Source organism: Vibrio variabilis, from assembly GCF_003263785.1.
Classification (GTDB): Bacteria; Pseudomonadota; Gammaproteobacteria; order Enterobacterales; family Vibrionaceae; genus Vibrio; species Vibrio variabilis.
In genome coordinates this window covers 19,269-36,836 of record NZ_JYJK01000085.1, presented here as the reverse complement: position 1 = coordinate 36,836, position 17,568 = coordinate 19,269, and the positions used below count along the sequence as shown (strand labels likewise).

General features: G+C 43.7%; 15 protein-coding genes and 2 pseudogenes. 11 read left to right on the top strand and 6 right to left on the bottom strand.

Annotated elements, in window-relative coordinates:
* Positions 1-208 precede the first annotated feature (208 nt).
* The gene (locus TZ48_RS14910; RefSeq protein ID WP_112479739.1) at positions 209-466 is read left to right on the top strand and encodes a hypothetical protein; all 258 of its coding nucleotides are present in this window, start codon (positions 209-211) and stop codon (positions 464-466) included.
* Positions 467-537: 71 nt separating this feature from the next.
* On the opposite strand, the gene TZ48_RS14905 is transcribed toward TZ48_RS14910, so the two are convergent.
* Positions 538-2,037 carry a BNR-4 repeat-containing protein gene (locus TZ48_RS14905; RefSeq protein WP_239670896.1) on the bottom strand — a complete coding sequence of 500 codons (1,500 nt, stop codon included), beginning with the start codon at positions 2,035-2,037 and terminating at the stop codon, positions 538-540.
* Between the two features lie 701 nt (positions 2,038-2,738).
* On the opposite strand from TZ48_RS14905, the gene rhaB reads away from it, so the two are divergent.
* The 5 genes and pseudogenes from rhaB (at position 2,739) to TZ48_RS14880 (ending at position 7,948) form a co-directional block, all read left to right on the top strand.
* Positions 2,739-4,112, top strand: a complete 1,374-nt coding sequence (gene rhaB, locus TZ48_RS14900; RefSeq protein WP_112479738.1) for a rhamnulokinase — start codon at positions 2,739-2,741, stop codon at positions 4,110-4,112.
* 12 nt (positions 4,113-4,124) lie between these two features.
* Positions 4,125-5,389: pseudogene (locus TZ48_RS14895) on the top strand (L-rhamnose isomerase).
* Positions 5,389-6,201 (top strand): rhamnulose-1-phosphate aldolase, encoded by an 813-nt coding sequence (gene rhaD / locus TZ48_RS14890; RefSeq protein ID WP_112479737.1) that lies wholly within the window; start codon positions 5,389-5,391, stop codon positions 6,199-6,201. Before TZ48_RS14895 ends, rhaD begins: the two are co-directional and overlap by 1 nt.
* An 11-nt stretch (positions 6,202-6,212) precedes the next feature.
* Positions 6,213-6,527, top strand: coding sequence for an L-rhamnose mutarotase (rhaM, locus tag TZ48_RS14885; RefSeq protein ID WP_112479736.1), 315 nt, complete (start codon positions 6,213-6,215; stop codon positions 6,525-6,527).
* A gap of 47 nt (positions 6,528-6,574) precedes the next feature.
* Entirely contained in the window at positions 6,575-7,948 is a 1,374-nt protein-coding gene (locus tag TZ48_RS14880; protein WP_112479735.1) for a sulfatase family protein, read from the top strand.
* 154 nt (positions 7,949-8,102) lie between these two features.
* Here the strand turns inward: TZ48_RS14880 and TZ48_RS14875 are convergent, their stop codons facing one another.
* The 4 genes from TZ48_RS14875 to TZ48_RS26360 form a co-directional block, all read right to left on the bottom strand.
* Positions 8,103-9,416, bottom strand: coding sequence for an anaerobic sulfatase maturase (locus TZ48_RS14875; RefSeq protein ID WP_112479734.1), 1,314 nt, complete (start codon positions 9,414-9,416; stop codon positions 8,103-8,105).
* Positions 9,413-9,694: a DUF202 domain-containing protein gene (locus TZ48_RS26365; protein WP_112479733.1), complete on the bottom strand. Its 282-nt coding sequence runs from the start codon at positions 9,692-9,694 to the stop codon at positions 9,413-9,415. The genes TZ48_RS14875 and TZ48_RS26365 overlap by 4 nt, the downstream gene beginning before the upstream one ends.
* Complete coding sequence (locus TZ48_RS14865; RefSeq protein WP_112479732.1) at positions 9,691-10,026, bottom strand: YidH family protein; 336 nt, start codon at positions 10,024-10,026, stop codon at positions 9,691-9,693. Before TZ48_RS14865 ends, TZ48_RS26365 begins: the two co-directional genes overlap by 4 nt.
* 269 nt (positions 10,027-10,295) lie before the next feature.
* Positions 10,296-10,586, bottom strand: a complete 291-nt coding sequence (locus tag TZ48_RS26360; RefSeq protein WP_112479731.1) for a cyclic nucleotide-binding domain-containing protein — start codon at positions 10,584-10,586, stop codon at positions 10,296-10,298.
* A 242-nt stretch (positions 10,587-10,828) separates the two neighbouring features.
* On the opposite strand from TZ48_RS26360, the pseudogene TZ48_RS14855 reads away from it, so the two are divergent.
* The 5 genes and pseudogenes from TZ48_RS14855 (at position 10,829) to TZ48_RS14830 (ending at position 16,631) form a co-directional block, all read left to right on the top strand.
* A pseudogene (locus tag TZ48_RS14855) lies at positions 10,829-11,646 on the top strand (sulfite exporter TauE/SafE family protein).
* 130 nt (positions 11,647-11,776) lie between these two features.
* On the top strand, positions 11,777-12,928 hold the full coding sequence (locus TZ48_RS14845; RefSeq protein WP_112479728.1) for an iron-containing alcohol dehydrogenase: 1,152 nt from the start codon (positions 11,777-11,779) through the stop codon (positions 12,926-12,928).
* A gap of 428 nt (positions 12,929-13,356) precedes the next feature.
* Positions 13,357-15,141 (top strand): sodium:solute symporter family transporter, encoded by a 1,785-nt coding sequence (locus TZ48_RS14840; RefSeq protein ID WP_112479727.1) that lies wholly within the window; start codon positions 13,357-13,359, stop codon positions 15,139-15,141.
* Between the two features lie 282 nt (positions 15,142-15,423).
* Positions 15,424-16,017, top strand: coding sequence for a hypothetical protein (locus tag TZ48_RS14835; protein ID WP_112479726.1), 594 nt, complete (start codon positions 15,424-15,426; stop codon positions 16,015-16,017).
* On the top strand, positions 16,014-16,631 hold the full coding sequence (locus tag TZ48_RS14830; RefSeq protein WP_112479725.1) for a right-handed parallel beta-helix repeat-containing protein: 618 nt from the start codon (positions 16,014-16,016) through the stop codon (positions 16,629-16,631). The genes TZ48_RS14835 and TZ48_RS14830 overlap by 4 nt, the downstream gene beginning before the upstream one ends.
* A gap of 74 nt (positions 16,632-16,705) precedes the next feature.
* Here the strand turns inward: TZ48_RS14830 and kdgR are convergent, their stop codons facing one another.
* Positions 16,706-17,488: a DNA-binding transcriptional regulator KdgR gene (gene kdgR, locus TZ48_RS14825; protein WP_112479724.1), complete on the bottom strand. Its 783-nt coding sequence runs from the start codon at positions 17,486-17,488 to the stop codon at positions 16,706-16,708.
* Positions 17,489-17,568: the final 80 nt, after the last annotated feature.

Here is a 17,568-nt window from a genome sequence, read left to right as displayed (position 1 = left end):
AAGTAACCAACCGGTAAGTATCAACTACTAACTAGATGCCAACGTTCATATTCTCATACACCAACGATTCTAAAGCATGTTAGTTGTTTTAGTTCTATAAAGTGTTTATTTTTGCCTTTTTTGATAGAGTTAAAAAATATCTTTGGCTAAAAGTGTGACTTGTTCTATGTTTATTTTCGAGGCCAGTCATTGAAATAAGGAATAAGTCATGAAAGTAATTGTTGCAGTAGTTTCAGTTTGTATGTCATTAAGCGCCTATGCAATGACAGATCAAGATGTGTGTGAGGCATATGGCGTTGCAATAGCATCGAATAGCACGCAAGATCAAGTGCGGTTCTTTGACGAGATGCGAACCAGAATCGAGAATAAATCTTGGAGTCTTAGTTCGGAAGAATGTAATAACCTGAGCTTGGAAGCAAAGTATGACTACGATTTAGATTTGATCATTGATATGGGGACAGATTAATGCCCAGTTTTCGGTGATAAAAAGCCTCAACTCACCTTATTGTTGGTGAGTTGAAGCTTGATTTTTCGCGGCTATTCAGTTCGTGTGTTTGCTGCACTCAGTGACCTTTGGACAGGTCCGCTATCGCCGAGAAGGTACATCTTGCGCCACTGCTTCTCTCCCTTTGCTTTCTCAGCAACAAACAGCCTAGCATCAGGGTGAGCGTTGCTGATCATGGCAGACATTGCCCAACCAGACTTCGCTCTGCGCAATAGTTCAGTGCTCTTTTCAAATGTCTGGCCGCCATCTTCAGAAGTAAAGTAGGCAACGACACCATCTCCTTTCTCCTTATAGCCCAGCGCAAATGTTACTTTGTCTGGTGACGAAATAAAGAAATCACCGCGAGTATCGACTCCCCAGTTCACTGCAGCAGGGTTGACTGGATTGCCGCCTACCCATTCTTCGCCCGTCCAGCGAATGTGAGACGTCTGTTTTGGTCCGCCCGTCTTTTTAACACCTAAATCGATACCAATATTTGTGCCAATATGTGGGTTGCCATCTTGGTCCAAATGAACAGAACCATTGAAGGTCCATTTATCTTTGGTATCCAAAGCGAGTGTTTTTTCATCGGCGAGTTCACGAGTTACTGGCAGTTCGAATGTTTCACCTTTGACGTTGCGCCATGTCCCTTCTTTGGTATTGAAAACCATGTAGTAGGTATTGTGGCGTTCGGTGGTGTGTCCTCTGCCGTTATTAGCATGAGTTTTCCAGCACAGGTGGTAATCGTAAGTAATGACGATATCATCTCCCTGCCCCTTCACTGCCCATGCATACCAGCTATCAACAGCATCAACGTCTTCACGTTCCTTATGTTTGAGGAATGATATCGGTGCTTCGAATGTGCGACCGTGGTCTGTTGATTTTTGATATACCCAGTCACTCTCATGGGCACCATGACGATAGAACAGGTATATATCACCGTTGTCCATTTTCACTGCTTGGTTGTAGTTACCAAAGGGAGGGATATTGTCAAGCTCTACCCATTCAGAAATGTCGTGGGGTTTTTTGGAAACAATATGCTTATTTTTGCCATCATGAACATCGCCCAGCGGGTTTTCACCATGTCGTGCACTGCCACCATGCCCACCGAAGAAAATGTGGAGGTAGCCCAGATCATCAATGATCATGGTAGGCTTACCGTGGTTATCGATGGCACGGCCAGATGGTGCCCAATAGTTATCCTTACCTAACTCACTAAAACCCGCTTTGATCGGGCCTTGCCACTCTTTGGTCTTGTGATTGTAGGAAACCACATAGGGGTCTTCGAGATCGCCTTGGTAAGTGAGGTAGGTGACTCCTTTCTCATGTATTCCGGCTGGAGCTTGGACTAATGCGAGAGAGTTTCCAAACCCGTTATTGGCAAAGTAGTCAGCCATTTCGCCCTCATTTGGCGCCGTCTTATTCGCGAAAGAGCTGAATGATATGGTACCTAGTGTGAGCATTATGGCCGATACCAGCACTCTTTTTCTAAACTGAGGTAATTTGGTATTAATGAATTGTTGGGGTAATGGGTTGTCATTGGTAGGTTTCATCTAGATTCCTTATATAATAATTATTGCGTGATTAGTTAATATTGAGATTGTTAATTACAGTTCGACAACGAACTTTAGGTAAATATTGACTGATATTAGATACTGATCTTGTCGGTTTCTATGTCTATTTTTGGGTATGAAAAAGGCAATAATTGCACTAAGTCAGTGCGTCTAAAAGGAATGATGATTGTGGGATTGTTTGGCAAAAATTAACCATGTTTTTGGCAGAAAACAGCTATAGTACGCGAAGAGAACTTGAACTAACATAAACATTCGACATGATTTATGTGTTATTTGGGTCTTGAATGAACTCCCTCGTTTACGGTGACTCTAGTACACCGGTTGCCAAAATTGGTAACCGGTTTTTTTGCTTCAATCTGCTGTTCGTTCGTAACGATAAATTCTCTGACTAGTCATTTCCGCTGACCATTTTGCTATGCGCCTCTAGTGTGATTGATAACCGATCTTCTAATCTCTTTCCTTTAGGAGTTCCAAGTATTGAGACTTGCTCTAACACGGTTAGCGATAAGAGATAGCTAAAGTTTACATGTAAATTACTGATATTAAATTAAAAGAAACAAAGCAGGCTCAACGTAGATTATCGGGTCAGGACTGCAAAAAATGACACCATTAAGGGCAATTTAGCGCATTTTGCCTGCTACTTTTTCTTGTATGATTAATACAAACACTGGGAGATAGTTATGAATTACTTTTTGGCAGTCGATATAGGTGCTTCTAGTGGAAGGCACTTATTAGGTCATATTGAAAATGAACAAATAGTGCTTGAAGAAATATACCGTTTTGAGAATAAGCTTGTATCTGTCGACGATCAGTTATGTTGGGAAGTCGATAAGCTATTTAGCCATATTATTAAGGGGCTAAAGCAATGTGTTTTTTTGGGGAAAATACCAACAAGCATCGGTATTGATACCTGGGGTGTCGATTTTGTTCTTCTTGATAGCGACGATAACGTTATAGGTAATACAGTTTCGTATCGAGACAGTCGTACTAAAGGTGTTATGACTGACGTCTGCGATCAAGTTGGACATCGAGAAATATATCGTAAAACAGGCATTCAGTTTATGGAGTTCAACACTCTATATCAGATGAGCTCTGTGGATTCAAGCAATAAGAAAGCAGCATGCTCTTTCTTAATGATCCCTGATTATATTCATTATCTCCTAACTGGAGTCAAAGCCAATGAGTATACCAATGCAACCACAACTCAAATGTTGAACGTTGATAGTGATGATTGGGATAGAGACTTGTTGGAAGTATGCGGCACTAGTAAAGATATTTTTGCTAAGCCTCACTATCCAGGTCATCGTCTTGGCAATCTGAAGTCGACAATACAAGAAGCGGTCGGATTTGACTGTGAAGTCGTGTTGCCAGCAACGCATGACACCGCGTCTGCATTTATTGCGAGTGTTCTCGATCTGGATGATGATGGGGTGATTTTGAGTTCTGGAACCTGGTCACTATTGGGTACTGAACTAGAAAAACCGATTGTTTCCGATATTTCTCGTAACAGTAATTTCACCAATGAAGGTGGATACAACAAACGATTTCGATTTTTGAAGAACATCATGGGGCTTTGGATAGTTCAAGAAGTTTCAAGGATGCTGGATTACAAGTACTCCTACGCGGAGCTAGCTGATCTTGCTCGAGAGGCGAGTCATTTTAAATCCGTCATCGATGTCAACAATGAACGCTTTTTTGTCAGCAAAAACATGATTGAAGAAATTAGCGAATATTGTAAAGAAACAGGGCAGGAGATCCCCAAAACAACGGGTGAAGTCTGCATGTGTGTTTATCGAAGTCTGGCTAAATCTTATAACCAGTATATTGAAGAACTTGTCAGTATTACCGGTAAAACGGTAGATAAAATCAATGTTATTGGCGGAGGTTGCAAGAACCTGTTGTTGAACGAGCTTATTGAACAGGAAACCAATAAAGAAGTTATTGTCGGTCCAGTGGAGGCGACTGGAATGGGAAATATCATTGTACAAATGTTATCTATGGGTGAGATTGCTCATTTAAAACAAGCGAAAAACTATATTAGAAACAGCATTTAATTAGGAATTATCATGGAACAGAGTTTAAAAGATAGATACGAACTGAGTAAATCACTTTACGCTAAATGGGGCATTGATGTTGATGCTGCACTAGAGAAATTAAAAGAGGTTAAGGTCTCTATTCACTGTTGGCAGGGCGACGATGTCACGGGTTTCGAGGAAGCGGCTCATGAACTGTCTGGTGGTATCTCTGCTACTGGTAGCTACCCAGGTAAAGCGACGAATGCTCAAGAGTTACGAGCGGACTTAGATAAGGCACTGAGCCTTATCCCAGGTAAGCATAAAATTAACCTTCATGCTTTATATGCTGAAACACATGGCGTCGCAGTTGATCGCGATGAGTTAAAGCCAGAGCACTTTGCGGGCTGGGTTGAATGGGCGAAAGAGCGCGGTCTTGGCTAGATTTTAACCCAAGTCTGTTCTCTCACCCAAATGCGAGTGAAGGTTTGACGCTCTCTCATCCTGATAAAGAGATCCGTGACTTTTGGATTAAGCACTGTATTGCTTCTCGTAAGATTGGCGAATACTTCGGTAAGGAGTTAGATCAAACTTGTTTAACAAATATTTGGATTCCAGACGGTTACAAAGATACTCCAAGCAATCGTCTTGAGCCGCGTCAGCGCTTGAAAGAGTCACTCGATGAGATCTTCGCAGTTGACGTTGACGAGCAGTTCAACAAGGACTCTGTAGAGTCAAAGGTATTCGGTATTGGTGTTGAATCCTACACGGTTGGTTCGCATGAGTTTTATATGGGGTATGCGATTGCGAACAATAAACTTTGCTTGTTAGACAATGGCCATTACCACCCGACGGAGTCGGTTGCTGACAAGATTTCATCTATGTTGCTTTATCAAGACGAGCTTGCTTTGCATGTGACTCGCCCTGTTCGTTGGGACAGCGATCATGTCGTAACGCTAAACGATGAAGTTAGAGAAATAGCAAAAGAGCTGGTTCGTACTGATAGCTTGGATAACGTTTACCTTGGCCTAGATTTCTTTGATGCCAGTATCAACCGCGTAGCCGCTTGGGTATTGGGCACACGCAATATGCAAAAAGCACTGCTTGAAGCCATGCTTATGCCGCATGACAAGTTGACTGAGTTGCAGAATGAAGGTGATTTCACTCAGCGCCTAGTTCTAATGGAAGAGTTAAAAACCTACCCAATGGGTGATATTTGGAACTACTTCTGTGAGTCAAACGATGTACCAGCAAACGAAGATTGGTTTAGAGCGGTCGAACTATACGAGCAAGACGTTTTGTTTAAGCGAGGCAAATAATGGATAAGTTAGCATTTATACAAGAGTTTAAAAAAACGACCCACGATGCCTGGCTAAAAGGGTGGCATGAGCGTAATGGTGGCAACTTGTCCTACCGTTTAACTGAATCTGAAGTCGAACAGGCTCGTCCATTTTTTGATGAGGTATCGCAATGGGCAGACATTGGTGTAACGGTCGCTAATCTGGCTAATGAATACTTTATCGTTACAGGTAGCGGTAAGTACTTTCGAAACGTAGATGTGTGCATTGAAGAGAATGCGGGAATTATCCAAGTGTCAGAAGATGGTACTCAGTACCGAACACTCTGGGGGCTTATTAATAATGCGAAGCCGACCAGTGAGCTACCAGCGCATCTTATGAACCACTCAGTCAAATTTGACGCAACCGGCGGTGCACATCGAGTCGTTATGCACTCTCACACAACAAACTTAATCGCGCTTACTTTTGTCTTACCGCTTGAAGCGGAGACATTTACTCGTGAGCTATGGGAAATGGCGACTGAGTGTCCGGTGGTATTTCCTGCTGGCGTGGGTATTGTTCCTTGGATGGTACCTGGTGGCCGCGCTATCGCAGAGCACACGAGTGAGTTGATGAAAACGTACGATGTTGCTATTTGGGCTCACCATGGCACGTTCTGTTCTGCAGAAGACCTAAGTCTCGCGTTTGGCTTGATGGATACGGCAGAGAAGGCCGCAGAGATACTGGTAAAAGTTCTTGCAATGGGTGGTAAGCGACAGACTATTCAACCGCAAGAGTTCAAAGAACTAGAGTCTGCATTCAACGTTAAGTTGAATGAAAAAGCGTTGGCTTGAGGAGGCGTTGGATGATTAGAAAAGCGTTTAAACTCAAAGTTAATCTCGGTCAGTTTGAAGAATACAAAAAGCGCCATGATAACGTATTCCCCGAGCTAGTCGCGGTGCTTAAAGAGGCAGGAGCAAACAACTATTCTATCTTCCTAGATCAGGAGACTGGTTGTCTGTTTGGCTATGTAGAGTTAGAATCTATAGATAAATGGAACGACGTTTCAAAAACTAGAGCTTGTCAGGAATGGTGGCGTTATATGGAAGATATCATGGAGACGAATCCTGATAGCAGTCCAAAGTCGACAGAGTTAACAGAGATGTTTTATCTAGCGTAATAACGATCAGCTAAAGCTACGAGACAAATAAGTATCAAGAGGTAAATATGAACAAGCCGAACATCATTGTAATTTTTAGCGATCAACAGCGTTGGGATACGTTAGGTTGTTACGGTCAGGAATTGCCCGTGACCCCAAATCTCGATGAGCTTGCCCGCGATGGTGTCATGTTCGAGAACGCATTTACAGTTAACCCTGTATGTGGCCCTACACGTTCGACAATGCAAACGGGGCTATATCCAACCGAAACAGGTTGTTTCCGAAATGACATCATTCTCCCTCAAGGTCAAAAAACCGTGGCTCACTTTCTTTCTGACGAGGGGTACAGCGTCGGTTACGTAGGTAAGTGGCACCTAGCGTCAAACAACACAGCTCATGAAGGCTTTGTTGTAGCGGCACCAACAGAGAGTTCAGGTGAAACCATCGATAACTGCTTCACAGCAATACCAAAACAGTATCGCGGTGGTTATAAAGACTTCTGGGTTGCATCAGATATCCTAGAGGGCACTTCACATGGCTACGGTGGATACATGTTCGACATCGATGGTAACAAGGTCAGCTGGGATGAAGATGTGTATCGTGCGGACTTTTTAACTGACTTAACTACCGATTACATCGGTAATTACCAAGAAGAGAAGCCGTTCTTCTTATTCTTGTCCTACTTAGAGCCGCATCATCAGAATGATCGTAAAACCTATGAAGGCCCACATGGCTCGCAGGAGAAATGGAGTGACTTTAAGGTGCCTGGCGATTTAGAACCATTTGTTGATGGTGATTGGGCTGAGGAGTACCCAGACTATCTAGGATGTTGTCACAACCTAGACCAAAACGTGGGTAAAATCCGCCAAGCGGTAAAAGATAAAGGACTAGATGACAACACAGTCATCATCTATCTGAGTGATCACGGCTCTCACTTCAAGACACGTAACAGCGAATACAAGCGTTCATGTCATGACTCTTCGATCCGTATTCCTTTCGTGATTTACGATCCACGAGCGAAAGCAGGTCAGGTGATTGATGACCACGCGAGTATTATCGATGTTGTTCCGACTCTGCTAAAGGCTGCTGGAATCAATGTACCGAGCTACATGCAAGGTCAACCGCTGCAAGATTTGTACATTGATAATGCCAAGAAAGACAATGTGAGTTTCATTCAGATCAGTGAGTCACAAATTGGCCGTGCTATTCGTACTGACACATGGACATACTCGGTATCGGCTCCGGACCAAAGTGGCTTGATTGAGAAAGAAAGTGCGGTTTATCAAGAAGAGTTTTTATACAACCTTGTAGACGATCCTAATCAGTTAGAAAACCTAGTTGCTAACGAGGATTTGAAACCAGTTAAAGAAAAGCTACGACAACTTCTTCTTGATGAAATCTATCGCATTGAAGGAACGAAGCCTGAAATTTTAGAAGCTTAGTTTTTAGAGGCATAGTTAATGCCTAAATTGTCGCTATTATGCTAAAAGATAAAGTCCATAGTGTCGCCACTATGGACTTTTTTGCTACCGAGCTTTTTAGTCTACTCGCTCGGTTACTTTGTCTTCTCAATAATTAACTATCACCTGACGTCATCTAAGCACAACAGCGCTTATATTTCTTACCACTGCCACATGGGCAAGCGTCATTTCTACCCACCCTCTCCGTCGGTTTATTCGAAAACTGCTCCATAATCTTGGCTGGTGATTGGCCACTTTTGATCAGCTTAGCCATGTAGGCCATCGCATGCTGAGAATGGTCGAAGAAGCTAAAGTATCCTTGACACAAATAGTTATGGTCGAGTTCACCTGTTGGTCCTGGCAAAAAGCGATGTTTCGGGCAGCCACCATGGCAAGCGAATCGGTATCGGCATGACAAACATTTGCTATTTAGTTGATTGGATTTATTGAGTCCGAAATTAATCGCTTCTTCGCTATTGTTCATCGACTGGATCGTACGGTCGTGGATATTGCCAAGTTTATACTCTGGATAGACGTAGTGATCACATTGAAATAGGTCGCCATTTGCCTCAATCGCAAAAGCATGTCCACACCTTGGCGAAAATACACATATTGGACTCGGTTGCCCAAGCCAGGTCGTTAACGTGGTATCAAATTGCTGAACAAATACTCGTCCCACATCTTTGGTGACCCAGTAATCGAAGATGGTATTTAGGAACTGGCCGTACTCATCGGGTTGGACCGACCAAGGCGTGACCTTGCCATCTTTTTGATCTGGGTTAACCAACCAAGTATCGTTTGTTAGCAGGTCGGATTCTTGTCGCTCTACCAAAGGAATGAACTGAATGAAGGTCGACCCAATGCTTTTTAAGTACTGGTAGACCTTAAGCGGATGTTTGACGTTCTTATCGTTGACGACGGTAAGGGTATTAAATTCGACACCATGTTCTTTTAATAACTCGATCGCGCCAATAACTTTGCGATGAGTACCTTTCCCGCTCGTGTTGGTGCGATAGGCATCATGAAGATCTTCTGGCCCATCAATCGAAATACCAATCAAAAAGTCGTTTTGTTTGAACAGCTCACACCATTCGTCGTTAATCAAAATTCCATTAGTCTGAAAGCCGTGTGATATCTTTTTATTACCTCGATAGCGCTCGCACAACTCCACTACGGTGCGATAAAAGTCTACGCCGAGGAGTGTAGGCTCCCCTCCTTGCCAGGCAAATTGAACAGTGTCGCCCTGCTGCGCATCGATGTATTGCTGAATAAATACCTCAAGCGTTTCCTCGTCCATACGCCAGTTCTTTTGTCTATCTGGATAGAGTTTCTCTTTCTGTCTATCTGGATAGAGTTTCTCTTTCTCTAGATAAAAGCAGTAGTCACAGTCGATATTACATACCGAGCCGGATGGCTTAGCCATCACATGACAGTTGGTAATTTGGTTCATTGTAGTTTTCCTATGAAGACTTCAGATAGCATGGTTAAGGCGTAGGCTGCTGCTAACAGCATTATTATTATTGAAGTAAAAAACTTGATCGCTTTCCCGTGGGAGAGAGAACACATGACGGCAACCAGCATTGCCGTTGCACCACATAGATAAATGAGAGTGGTATCTTGAGTGATCGACACCTTTATTAATACTACACCGATGGCAAATAGGACTAACTGTGTCCGTAGCCAAGACAAGACGGTACGTTCTAACTGCAGACCATTTACCGTACTCATAGAGTGATGGCCAACGCGATGATGAAGGTAAGCAACAAAATGGTGCCACTAATAATCTTCATGTTCGATGTGTATTGGAGCTCTTGGTTTAACCTCATCGCCTGTTCGTTGCGGGACCATCGTCGGTAAGCATAGATCCCAACCGCGCCTGAGCAGAGACACAGGAAACAAGAAAGCAATAGTCGCACTGATGGGTTTGCAAGCTCTGGAGTCAGTTGGTCAAGAGCAATAGCGCCGGCTAACAAGGCGAGCGATGTTCTAATCCACGCTAGATAGGTTCTTTCGTTGGCGAGTGAGAAGCGATAATCCGGAGCGTTCCCTTCTTCACGCATGGTGATTTCTTAGATCTAAGCTTTTTCATTTAGTGCTTTCCTTGGACATCCCGTGGGTGTTCGTCAGTTTTGATAGATCGAGCGGGTGGGGTTTGCGATGGTGTTTGCAAAGCACACCGGCTTGTTTGAGTGATTTACAAAAACGAATCACAGTCGTGATGTCGGTAGCACTGTATTCGCTAATTTCGCGATAGGTCCAAGGGTAGTGGGGGTAGTGCTTAAAGAAGTGCTGTATCGCATCGATGATCCTGTTTTTAGCGTTGAAAGCACTAAATTGAACGAGACGTCGCTCGCTTCGCCCAACTCTTGACATACCTCGGTTGTGAGGCTTTGGTTAGTGAGGGGGACAGGTGTTGCAAGTCTTCAAAAGAGTGGACATTCACCCGACTGACAACACTGTCTTCCATTGCCCTTGCCGTTGCGGGATAGCGCTGACAGGTAAATAGAGAGCGATACCCAAAATACGAGCCCTTCCCATACAATCTTAGTAACGATTCTTTTCCGGTTTCTGCTACCTGGTAAAGGCCTATAAATCCACTTTCAACACGATAGAACCAGATGCTTTGCCGTGGCTAAAGTAGACGGCCTCTCGCTTTCCAACGGTAAGTCTACTGGTCATTTCTTTCAGCGATGTTGGTATCGGTATTGTCATAGTGCCGTCATTGCGTGCTACTGGAAGGGTTAGTGTACTGCAAAAAAAACAGACGAAATATGATCAGCGCCATAAATCAAACACTAATCGGTACGTTAGATTGAATTTATTAAAAAGGTGTTTTGTTTTGCTCGCTTAAGGAGATGGTTTATGCCATTTTATGAGTTGTTGACGAACGTGTGGTCTGCGGATGCAGTGGTATTGAAGCTGATTTTGGGAAGCATATTTGGTTTGTGTTTGGGACTAACGGGCGTTGGCGGAGGCGTGCTGTTAATACCCATGTTGCAGTTATTTTGTGGTATGTCTCCGGTGTTGGCGGTAGGCACCGCAAGTATGATTTCAGCGATGGTAAAAATCAACGCTTCCCTAGTACACATAAAAGCTCGTAACGTATCTTGGAACAAGATAGCGCTACTTTTTGTTGGGGCGGTGCCAGTTACCTTGATGGTCACCCAGTTGGTCGTTTACTTCAGCACACATCCGTTTTACTCACAAAGGACAGAGCAGATGGTGGCTTGGTTGGTGACTACTGTAATGGTTGGTTCCTTGATTTCCGTGTTCTCTAAATACAGAAGCTCGTCTAAGGTCAGGCAGGGCATGACTTGTGAACCTAAAACGAACACTAAAAAGGCGATTGTCTCTGGTATGTTTTGTGGTTCCGTTTTGGGCTCAACAGGCGTTGGTGGGGGCGTTTTGCTTCTCCCTGTTCTCAACAATGTGCTGCATGTGGATATTAAGAAAGCTGTTGGCTCTTCCGTAGTGTTGGCATTGTGCTATCTGCCATTGCTGCGGCAGGTTATGCGAAAGGTGGGCAGTCAGATATTCATACTGCAATCCTGTTTTTCATCGGCTCATTTCTTGGTGTTCCTGTGGCTGCTCATTTGATGAAACGCATGTCCGAACGCCACGTTTATTCAGCGACCATGATCGTTATTTTGGTCAGTTTGATTGCGTATCTCACGCTTTAGATATCGAGCCTAGAATTTGCTTCAAGTCTCTATCGCTGATGAATCAGCGCTCTAAAAGTTTGTGGTCGAGTTTGAATTATCGATCTGTGATCATTTGTAAATATATAGTTGTTAATTACAAGGAATAAATATGGCTTTTACTTTGGCACTACCCAAAATTAATATCTCTGGGGAACATGCGATCAATGAATTGGTTGGTCATTTAGTCTCGAAAGAGATTGGAGATGGCTTTATTATTGCAGACAATGCATTGAAGGAACTGGGTTTACTTGATCCGCTGATTACTGCTCTTAAAGAGTCCAACTTATCATTCACTTGTTTCACCGATACCGTTCCAAACCCAACCGTCTCAGTGGTTGACCAAGCCTATCAAGCCTACGAAGAGTCCGGTGCCAACTACATTATTGGTTTTGGTGGAGGTAGTGCTATTGATACCGCGAAGGCGGTAAAAATCCTGACTGCAAATCCACAACCCATCACTCTTTATACAGGGGTGAACAATGTAAAGAATCAAGGCGTACCGCTATTCGCTATCAATACAACAGCAGGGACCGCTGCAGAGGTGACCAGTAATGCTGTCATTACTGATGAAAAGAACAAAGTAAAGTGCGTTATTATCGATAGCAATATTATTCCGGATATCTCGGTGAATGATCCTAGCATTATGGTTGGCTTGCCCGCGGATGTTACGGCAGCAACGGGTATGGATGCTCTGACGCATGCGATTGAAGCATACGTTTCAGTGGGGGCACACACCTTAACCGATCACTCTGCGCTAGAGTCTGTTCGCGTGATTAGTCAGTACTTACCTCATGCCGTCGAGGATGGCTCAAATATCGAAGCGCGAGAGAAAATGGCATTAGGCCAGTTCCTAGCAGGTATGGCATTTAATAGCGCAGGATTGGGTATGGTTCACGCCATGGCCCATCCAGCAGGCGCACATAAAAACCTACCGCATGGAGTATGCAACGCTATTCTCTTGCCACTAGTGTGTGAGTTTAATCGACTACATAGGGTAGAGAAATTTGCGAAGCTGGCAGTTGCCCTAGGGTGCAATACTGACGGGATGTCAGAAGAGCAAGCGAGTATCGAAGCTGTAAAAGCGATCCGTGAACTCAGCTCACGCGTTGGTATTCCCGCCGGCTTTGGCCAGTTAGGCGTCACAGAAGATGATGTAAAAGTCTGGGTGGATAGTGCATTGGCAGACCCGTGCGCAGGAGGAAACCCTGTGAGCATGACCCCTGATGATGTTCTAGCGCTGTACATGAAGTCGCTAGGGTAGTTTTACCCAATGAGTTCTTTACCAGAGCCCGTCATTGATGACGGGCTCATTTGTTTCGAACTTATTATGGTTTTGCCGGCGGATCATCTTAGTGATTACCTTTTTGAACTGTTGGGCTTGCACATCCATTGACGCGATCAACGGTCAGTTATTTGAATTTACATACTAATGCAAATTTTGCCCTCAAAATTACCAAAAATTATCATTTCACTAAATCGTTATAGATTGTAACTTGACTATGTTGGTTTTAATTGATTGTGAAATTAGTTCTCAAATGAAAATTTGTGACTCGTGAATAAATGGAATGGATTTTTATTCCAACTTCATTTGTCACTTATCTATTGGTTTGGGGTTGTGATTAATGTTCGGGAAAAACGAGCAAACTAGAATAAATTACGTTGAAATAAAATAAATGAAAGGGAAGAAACATGGTTGATATAGCAATCGTACTGGTTTACTTTGGCTTCCTTGTGGCAATTGGGGTCTTATTTAAATCCTTCAGTAACTCCACAAGTGATTATTTTCGTGGGGGCGGTAAAATGCTCTGGTGGATGGTGGGATCCACATCATTCATGACAGCAGTGAGCGCCATGACGTTTACTGGTCACATGGGTAAGGCACTCACAGGTGGATTTGCAGTAGCCACAACCGTTTTTTACGCAAACGCGCTAGGCTACCTATGTAACTATCTGTTTTTTGCTGCAAAAGCACGCCAAATGCGTGTAGAAACGCCGCTTGAAGGTGTGCGTATGCGATTAGGTCCAGTGAACGAGCAGATTTTTACATGGGCAAACGTACCACTGAGCGTCCTTCAGGCATCTATCTGGATTAATGCACTAGCGGTATTCACTAGCGCGGTAATCGGACTTCCTTTAGAGCTCACTATCGTCGTCGCCGGTTCAGTTGTGCTGTTCATGTCCTTGGTTGGTGGTAGCTGGGCGGTAATCGCCTCAGACTTCATGCAGATGATTATTCTGACAACCATGACCTTGGTAACGGGCGCAGTGGCAATTTGGAAATCTGGTGGCTTGACACCACTTCTTGAGGCCGGTCTTCCTGAGCAACCATTTATTGGTGACGGATACAACCACGCGTATTTGTTTGTTGGCTGGTTTATCTTCATGTTTATTAAACAGTTCTTTAGCACCAACAACATGGTAGATTCCTACCGTTACATTGCGGCAAAAGATACCAAAAATGCTCGTAAAGCTGCGATTTTGGCGGGGACGTTAATGCTTATCGGTCCACTGCTTTGGTTTGTACCTGCGTGGTATGTAGCGGCACACTATCCAGATACAAGCACTTGGGGATTGGCTGGACTTGGTAATAAAGTCGCAGATGCAACCTACTTCATGTTTGTAAGTCGTGAAATGCCAGTGGGCATGGTTGGTTTGATGCTCGCTGCGATGTTTGCCGCAACCATGTCTTCGATGGACTCTGCGCTGAACCGCAATGCTGGTATTATTCTGAAAAGTGTTTATCAACCATACTTCTGTAAAAACCACTCTGAGTCTCACCTTATCTTTGTGAGTAAGTTACTGACGGCTCTGTTTGGTATCGTCATTATTATTTCAGCGCTTTTCCTAACATCATTGAAAGAGTTTGGTTTGTTTGATTTAACGATGTTGGTGAGCACGCTTATTGGCTTCCCAATCCTTATTCCTTCGATCATGTGTTTCTTTGTTAGGAAAACACCTGATTGGGCTGGTTGGGGTACAGTTCTCGTCGGTATGTGTGTGTCAGGCTTTATTGCCTTTGTACTGACACCGGAAGCGCTACAATCGATTCTAGGTTTAGATCAACCGCTTACATCTCGTGAATATACCGAAATGAAGTCGGTAACGTTAGGCTTAATCGGACATATGTCGATTACACTGCCATTCTTTGTTTGCTCACAGTTCTTCTACAAAGGACTGCCTGCGCAACGAGAGGCTGAGGTTAAACAGTTCTTTACTAACGTGGACACTGAAGTTGTTGTAGAAGATAGCCTAGAAAGTGTTGCAATGGACAATAAACAGAACAATGTGCTGGGTAAAATGGTACTTATCGCGTCAGTCTTTATTCTCTGCCTGACATTAGTTCCAAACCCACTTTGGGGAAGAATGCTGTTCGTCATTATCGCAGCAATCCTCGCTCTGATCGGTACCTTGCTGGTCAAGTCTGAGCGCAAACTTGAAAGTACGAAAGTAACGGAAGAATCAGCAATCGCTTAGATATAATACAAAGACGAAACCCTTAATGAGTTAGTTCTCGTTAAGGGTTTTTTTGTTTACGGCAAGCATCAGTGCAATCCAATCTGCGGCTAAAACGCGTGAAGGCAAATGGTGACATTACCACTGGCAATAAATTACCTTGTTAAGTGAATACTAACGTTAAATAGTTAAATAATTAGTCAAAGTGGACGCTTTGAGTCCTCTATCATATATAACAAAAACATAAGTAAAAAATACTAATTTGAACATTTAAACAGTAACCGAAACAAGGTAAAGAAAACTATGAACTGCAATCATTTGTCAAAAATACTACCTTTTCTGATTCTCGCACTGGTATCGAGTGCGGCAGCCGCCGAAGACTGTACTTCTGCTCCTATAAACCCAAAGGGTGATACGAGTAAACTTCAAACTGCCCTCCAACAGGCAACTAATACAGGCTCTGAGTTGGTACTGACAGGGACTTATTACATCAGCCAGGATACAAAAGTCTACTTGAGAAACGATCTAAAAGTAGATGCTAGTGAGGCTAGGTTTATCGCTACTGAGCAGTTGGATGGCGATATGTTTAGTTTTGATACTCATGCGTCAAAATCGGATGAATGTGGCGGTGCGGGTGTGCTAGCGAACTTTGATTGGATTGGTGGTACCTTCAACATGTCCAAAGCTAAGGTTTCGACCGTCGTTCCCCTTCGTTACAAAACGCCGGCGGGAAGAGAGGGAACGAAGCAGACAGCAGACGCGCTTTCAATCCGTGGCGCGACAAGCTCAGGTAAGAGCAAACTAAATGAACTACTCATAGAGAATATTGTTTTTATTGGCACTGAAAATGATACGGATCCTTATTACTTGGCGGGGGAGATAGTGGAATACTCATGACAGGCGCACTAAAAGCAACCATCAGAAACAACAGCTTCTTTGGCGTTCGAGATGCTGCAATCTATGTCTCTGCTGGGGGCGAGTCAGGAGAGTATGGCGACCACTTCACACTCGTCAATAACTATGTAGAAAGAGCTTATGATGGTATCACGAGTAAACGAGGCGCTGACAATATCAAGATGCAAAACAATGTGATGCACGATGTCGTAGTAGGTCTGAGTATTAAGAGAGTCTACGATGGTTGGACTGCAACAAACATTAATATTTCTGACAATAGTGTGTCAAATTCGGTTAGACCCATCAGTGTTGAGCGCGCCAATGATGTGGTGATAGATAGTAATCGTATCGACAATCTCGGCTCGATTGTTGCCAACTCCCCAACACCTACAAACAAGTACGGAAAACAATACGAAGGTATCGCGCTTAATGGGGTTCAGGGCAGTAATCGTGTAACAAATAATATTATCAATGGAATCACGCAAGACGGTTCACGCGAGAGAGACACAACGACATGGGGCATTGTTCTTCGTCCGGAGGATGGCAGAGAAACAACGAACGTTACTATTGAGGGGAATATCTACTTTAGACTCGACAAGTGGGTGAATAGAATCTAACTGTGATCTGCTAGAAAGAGAGCCTCTCATTAGATGAGTGGCTCTTTGTACGAAAATGACATGAGGCCCAAGCGCTAGACTGGGTAGTGGTGATACCCGAGGTATTTAGAGATGTTTCGAGCAGCATGGTGCAATGAACAGAGGTAATCGAGTTTTCTTTGCTCATCGAATCGACTTGTTGGAAAAGAGAGTGAAATTGCAGCTACGGCTTCACCAAATCGGTCAAACACAGGCACCGCAATACATCGTAGCCCTGGCTCCTGCTCTTCAATGTCTTCTGCATAATGTTGATATTTAACCCAATCTAGTTCTGCTAACAGTTGCTCAATAGTTCTGTGTGTTTTGTCTGTGTGAGCCTTGAACTCCACATGAGTGAGCAACTCTCTGATTTCGGACTCACACAGGTAGCTCATGAGAACTTTTCCGAGTGCGGTGCTATACAAAGGGTTTCGTCGACCAACTCTTGAGTGCATTCGAAAGTGATAGTCTGAATCTATTTTGTGGAGGTAAATGATAGCGTCTTCATCGATGGTTCCAAGATGAACAGTTTCATTAAAAGCACTGCAGACTGCTGCCATCTCCTTTCTTGCGGCGTCGACTAAGTCAACATGGTCTAGCGCTTTTGAACCGAGCTCAAATAGCTTCGATGTTAGTAAGTACTTCTCTGCTTCCCTGTTTTGATGCACAAACCCTAAGCTCGTCATCGTTTGTAAAAAGCGAAAAGTCGTTGCTTTTGACATCCTCAATTGCTTTGAGAGCTCAGTTAGCCCAGCTTCTTTTTGGTCGGCTAAAGCAGAGACGAGATTAAACACCTTCAGAACTGAGGAAACGGCGCCAGGCTGGGTTGCTTTTTCCATTTCATGCCCTCGTTAAACTTGAATCAAACAGTAATTACACAAAGTTCTGCAAACTCTGTGTTGTTATTTTGATAAATATT

Bases quoted from the DNA above. Each gene is read 5' to 3' on its own strand.
- TZ48_RS26365 (WP_112479733.1), bottom strand. From the start codon at position 9,694: ATGAGTACGGTAAATGGTCTGCAGTTAGAACGTACCGTCTTGTCTTGG.
- TZ48_RS14875 (WP_112479734.1), bottom strand. From the start codon at position 9,416: ATGAACCAAATTACCAACTGTCATGTGATGGCTAAGCCATCCGGCTCG.
- rhaB (WP_112479738.1), top strand. From the start codon at position 2,739: ATGAATTACTTTTTGGCAGTCGATATAGGTGCTTCTAGTGGAAGGCAC.
- rhaD (WP_112479737.1), top strand. From the start codon at position 5,389: ATGGATAAGTTAGCATTTATACAAGAGTTTAAAAAAACGACCCACGAT.
- TZ48_RS14840 (WP_112479727.1), top strand. From the start codon at position 13,357: ATGGTTGATATAGCAATCGTACTGGTTTACTTTGGCTTCCTTGTGGCA.
- TZ48_RS14830 (WP_112479725.1), top strand. From the start codon at position 16,014: ATGACAGGCGCACTAAAAGCAACCATCAGAAACAACAGCTTCTTTGGC.
- TZ48_RS14910 (WP_112479739.1), top strand. From the start codon at position 209: ATGAAAGTAATTGTTGCAGTAGTTTCAGTTTGTATGTCATTAAGCGCC.
- TZ48_RS14880 (WP_112479735.1), top strand. From the start codon at position 6,575: ATGAACAAGCCGAACATCATTGTAATTTTTAGCGATCAACAGCGTTGG.
- TZ48_RS14845 (WP_112479728.1), top strand. From the start codon at position 11,777: ATGGCTTTTACTTTGGCACTACCCAAAATTAATATCTCTGGGGAACAT.
- rhaM (WP_112479736.1), top strand. From the start codon at position 6,213: ATGATTAGAAAAGCGTTTAAACTCAAAGTTAATCTCGGTCAGTTTGAA.
- kdgR (WP_112479724.1), bottom strand. From the start codon at position 17,488: ATGGAAAAAGCAACCCAGCCTGGCGCCGTTTCCTCAGTTCTGAAGGTG.
- TZ48_RS14835 (WP_112479726.1), top strand. From the start codon at position 15,424: ATGAACTGCAATCATTTGTCAAAAATACTACCTTTTCTGATTCTCGCA.
- TZ48_RS14865 (WP_112479732.1), bottom strand. From the start codon at position 10,026: ATGCGTGAAGAAGGGAACGCTCCGGATTATCGCTTCTCACTCGCCAAC.
- TZ48_RS14905 (WP_239670896.1), bottom strand. From the start codon at position 2,037: ATGAAACCTACCAATGACAACCCATTACCCCAACAATTCATTAATACC.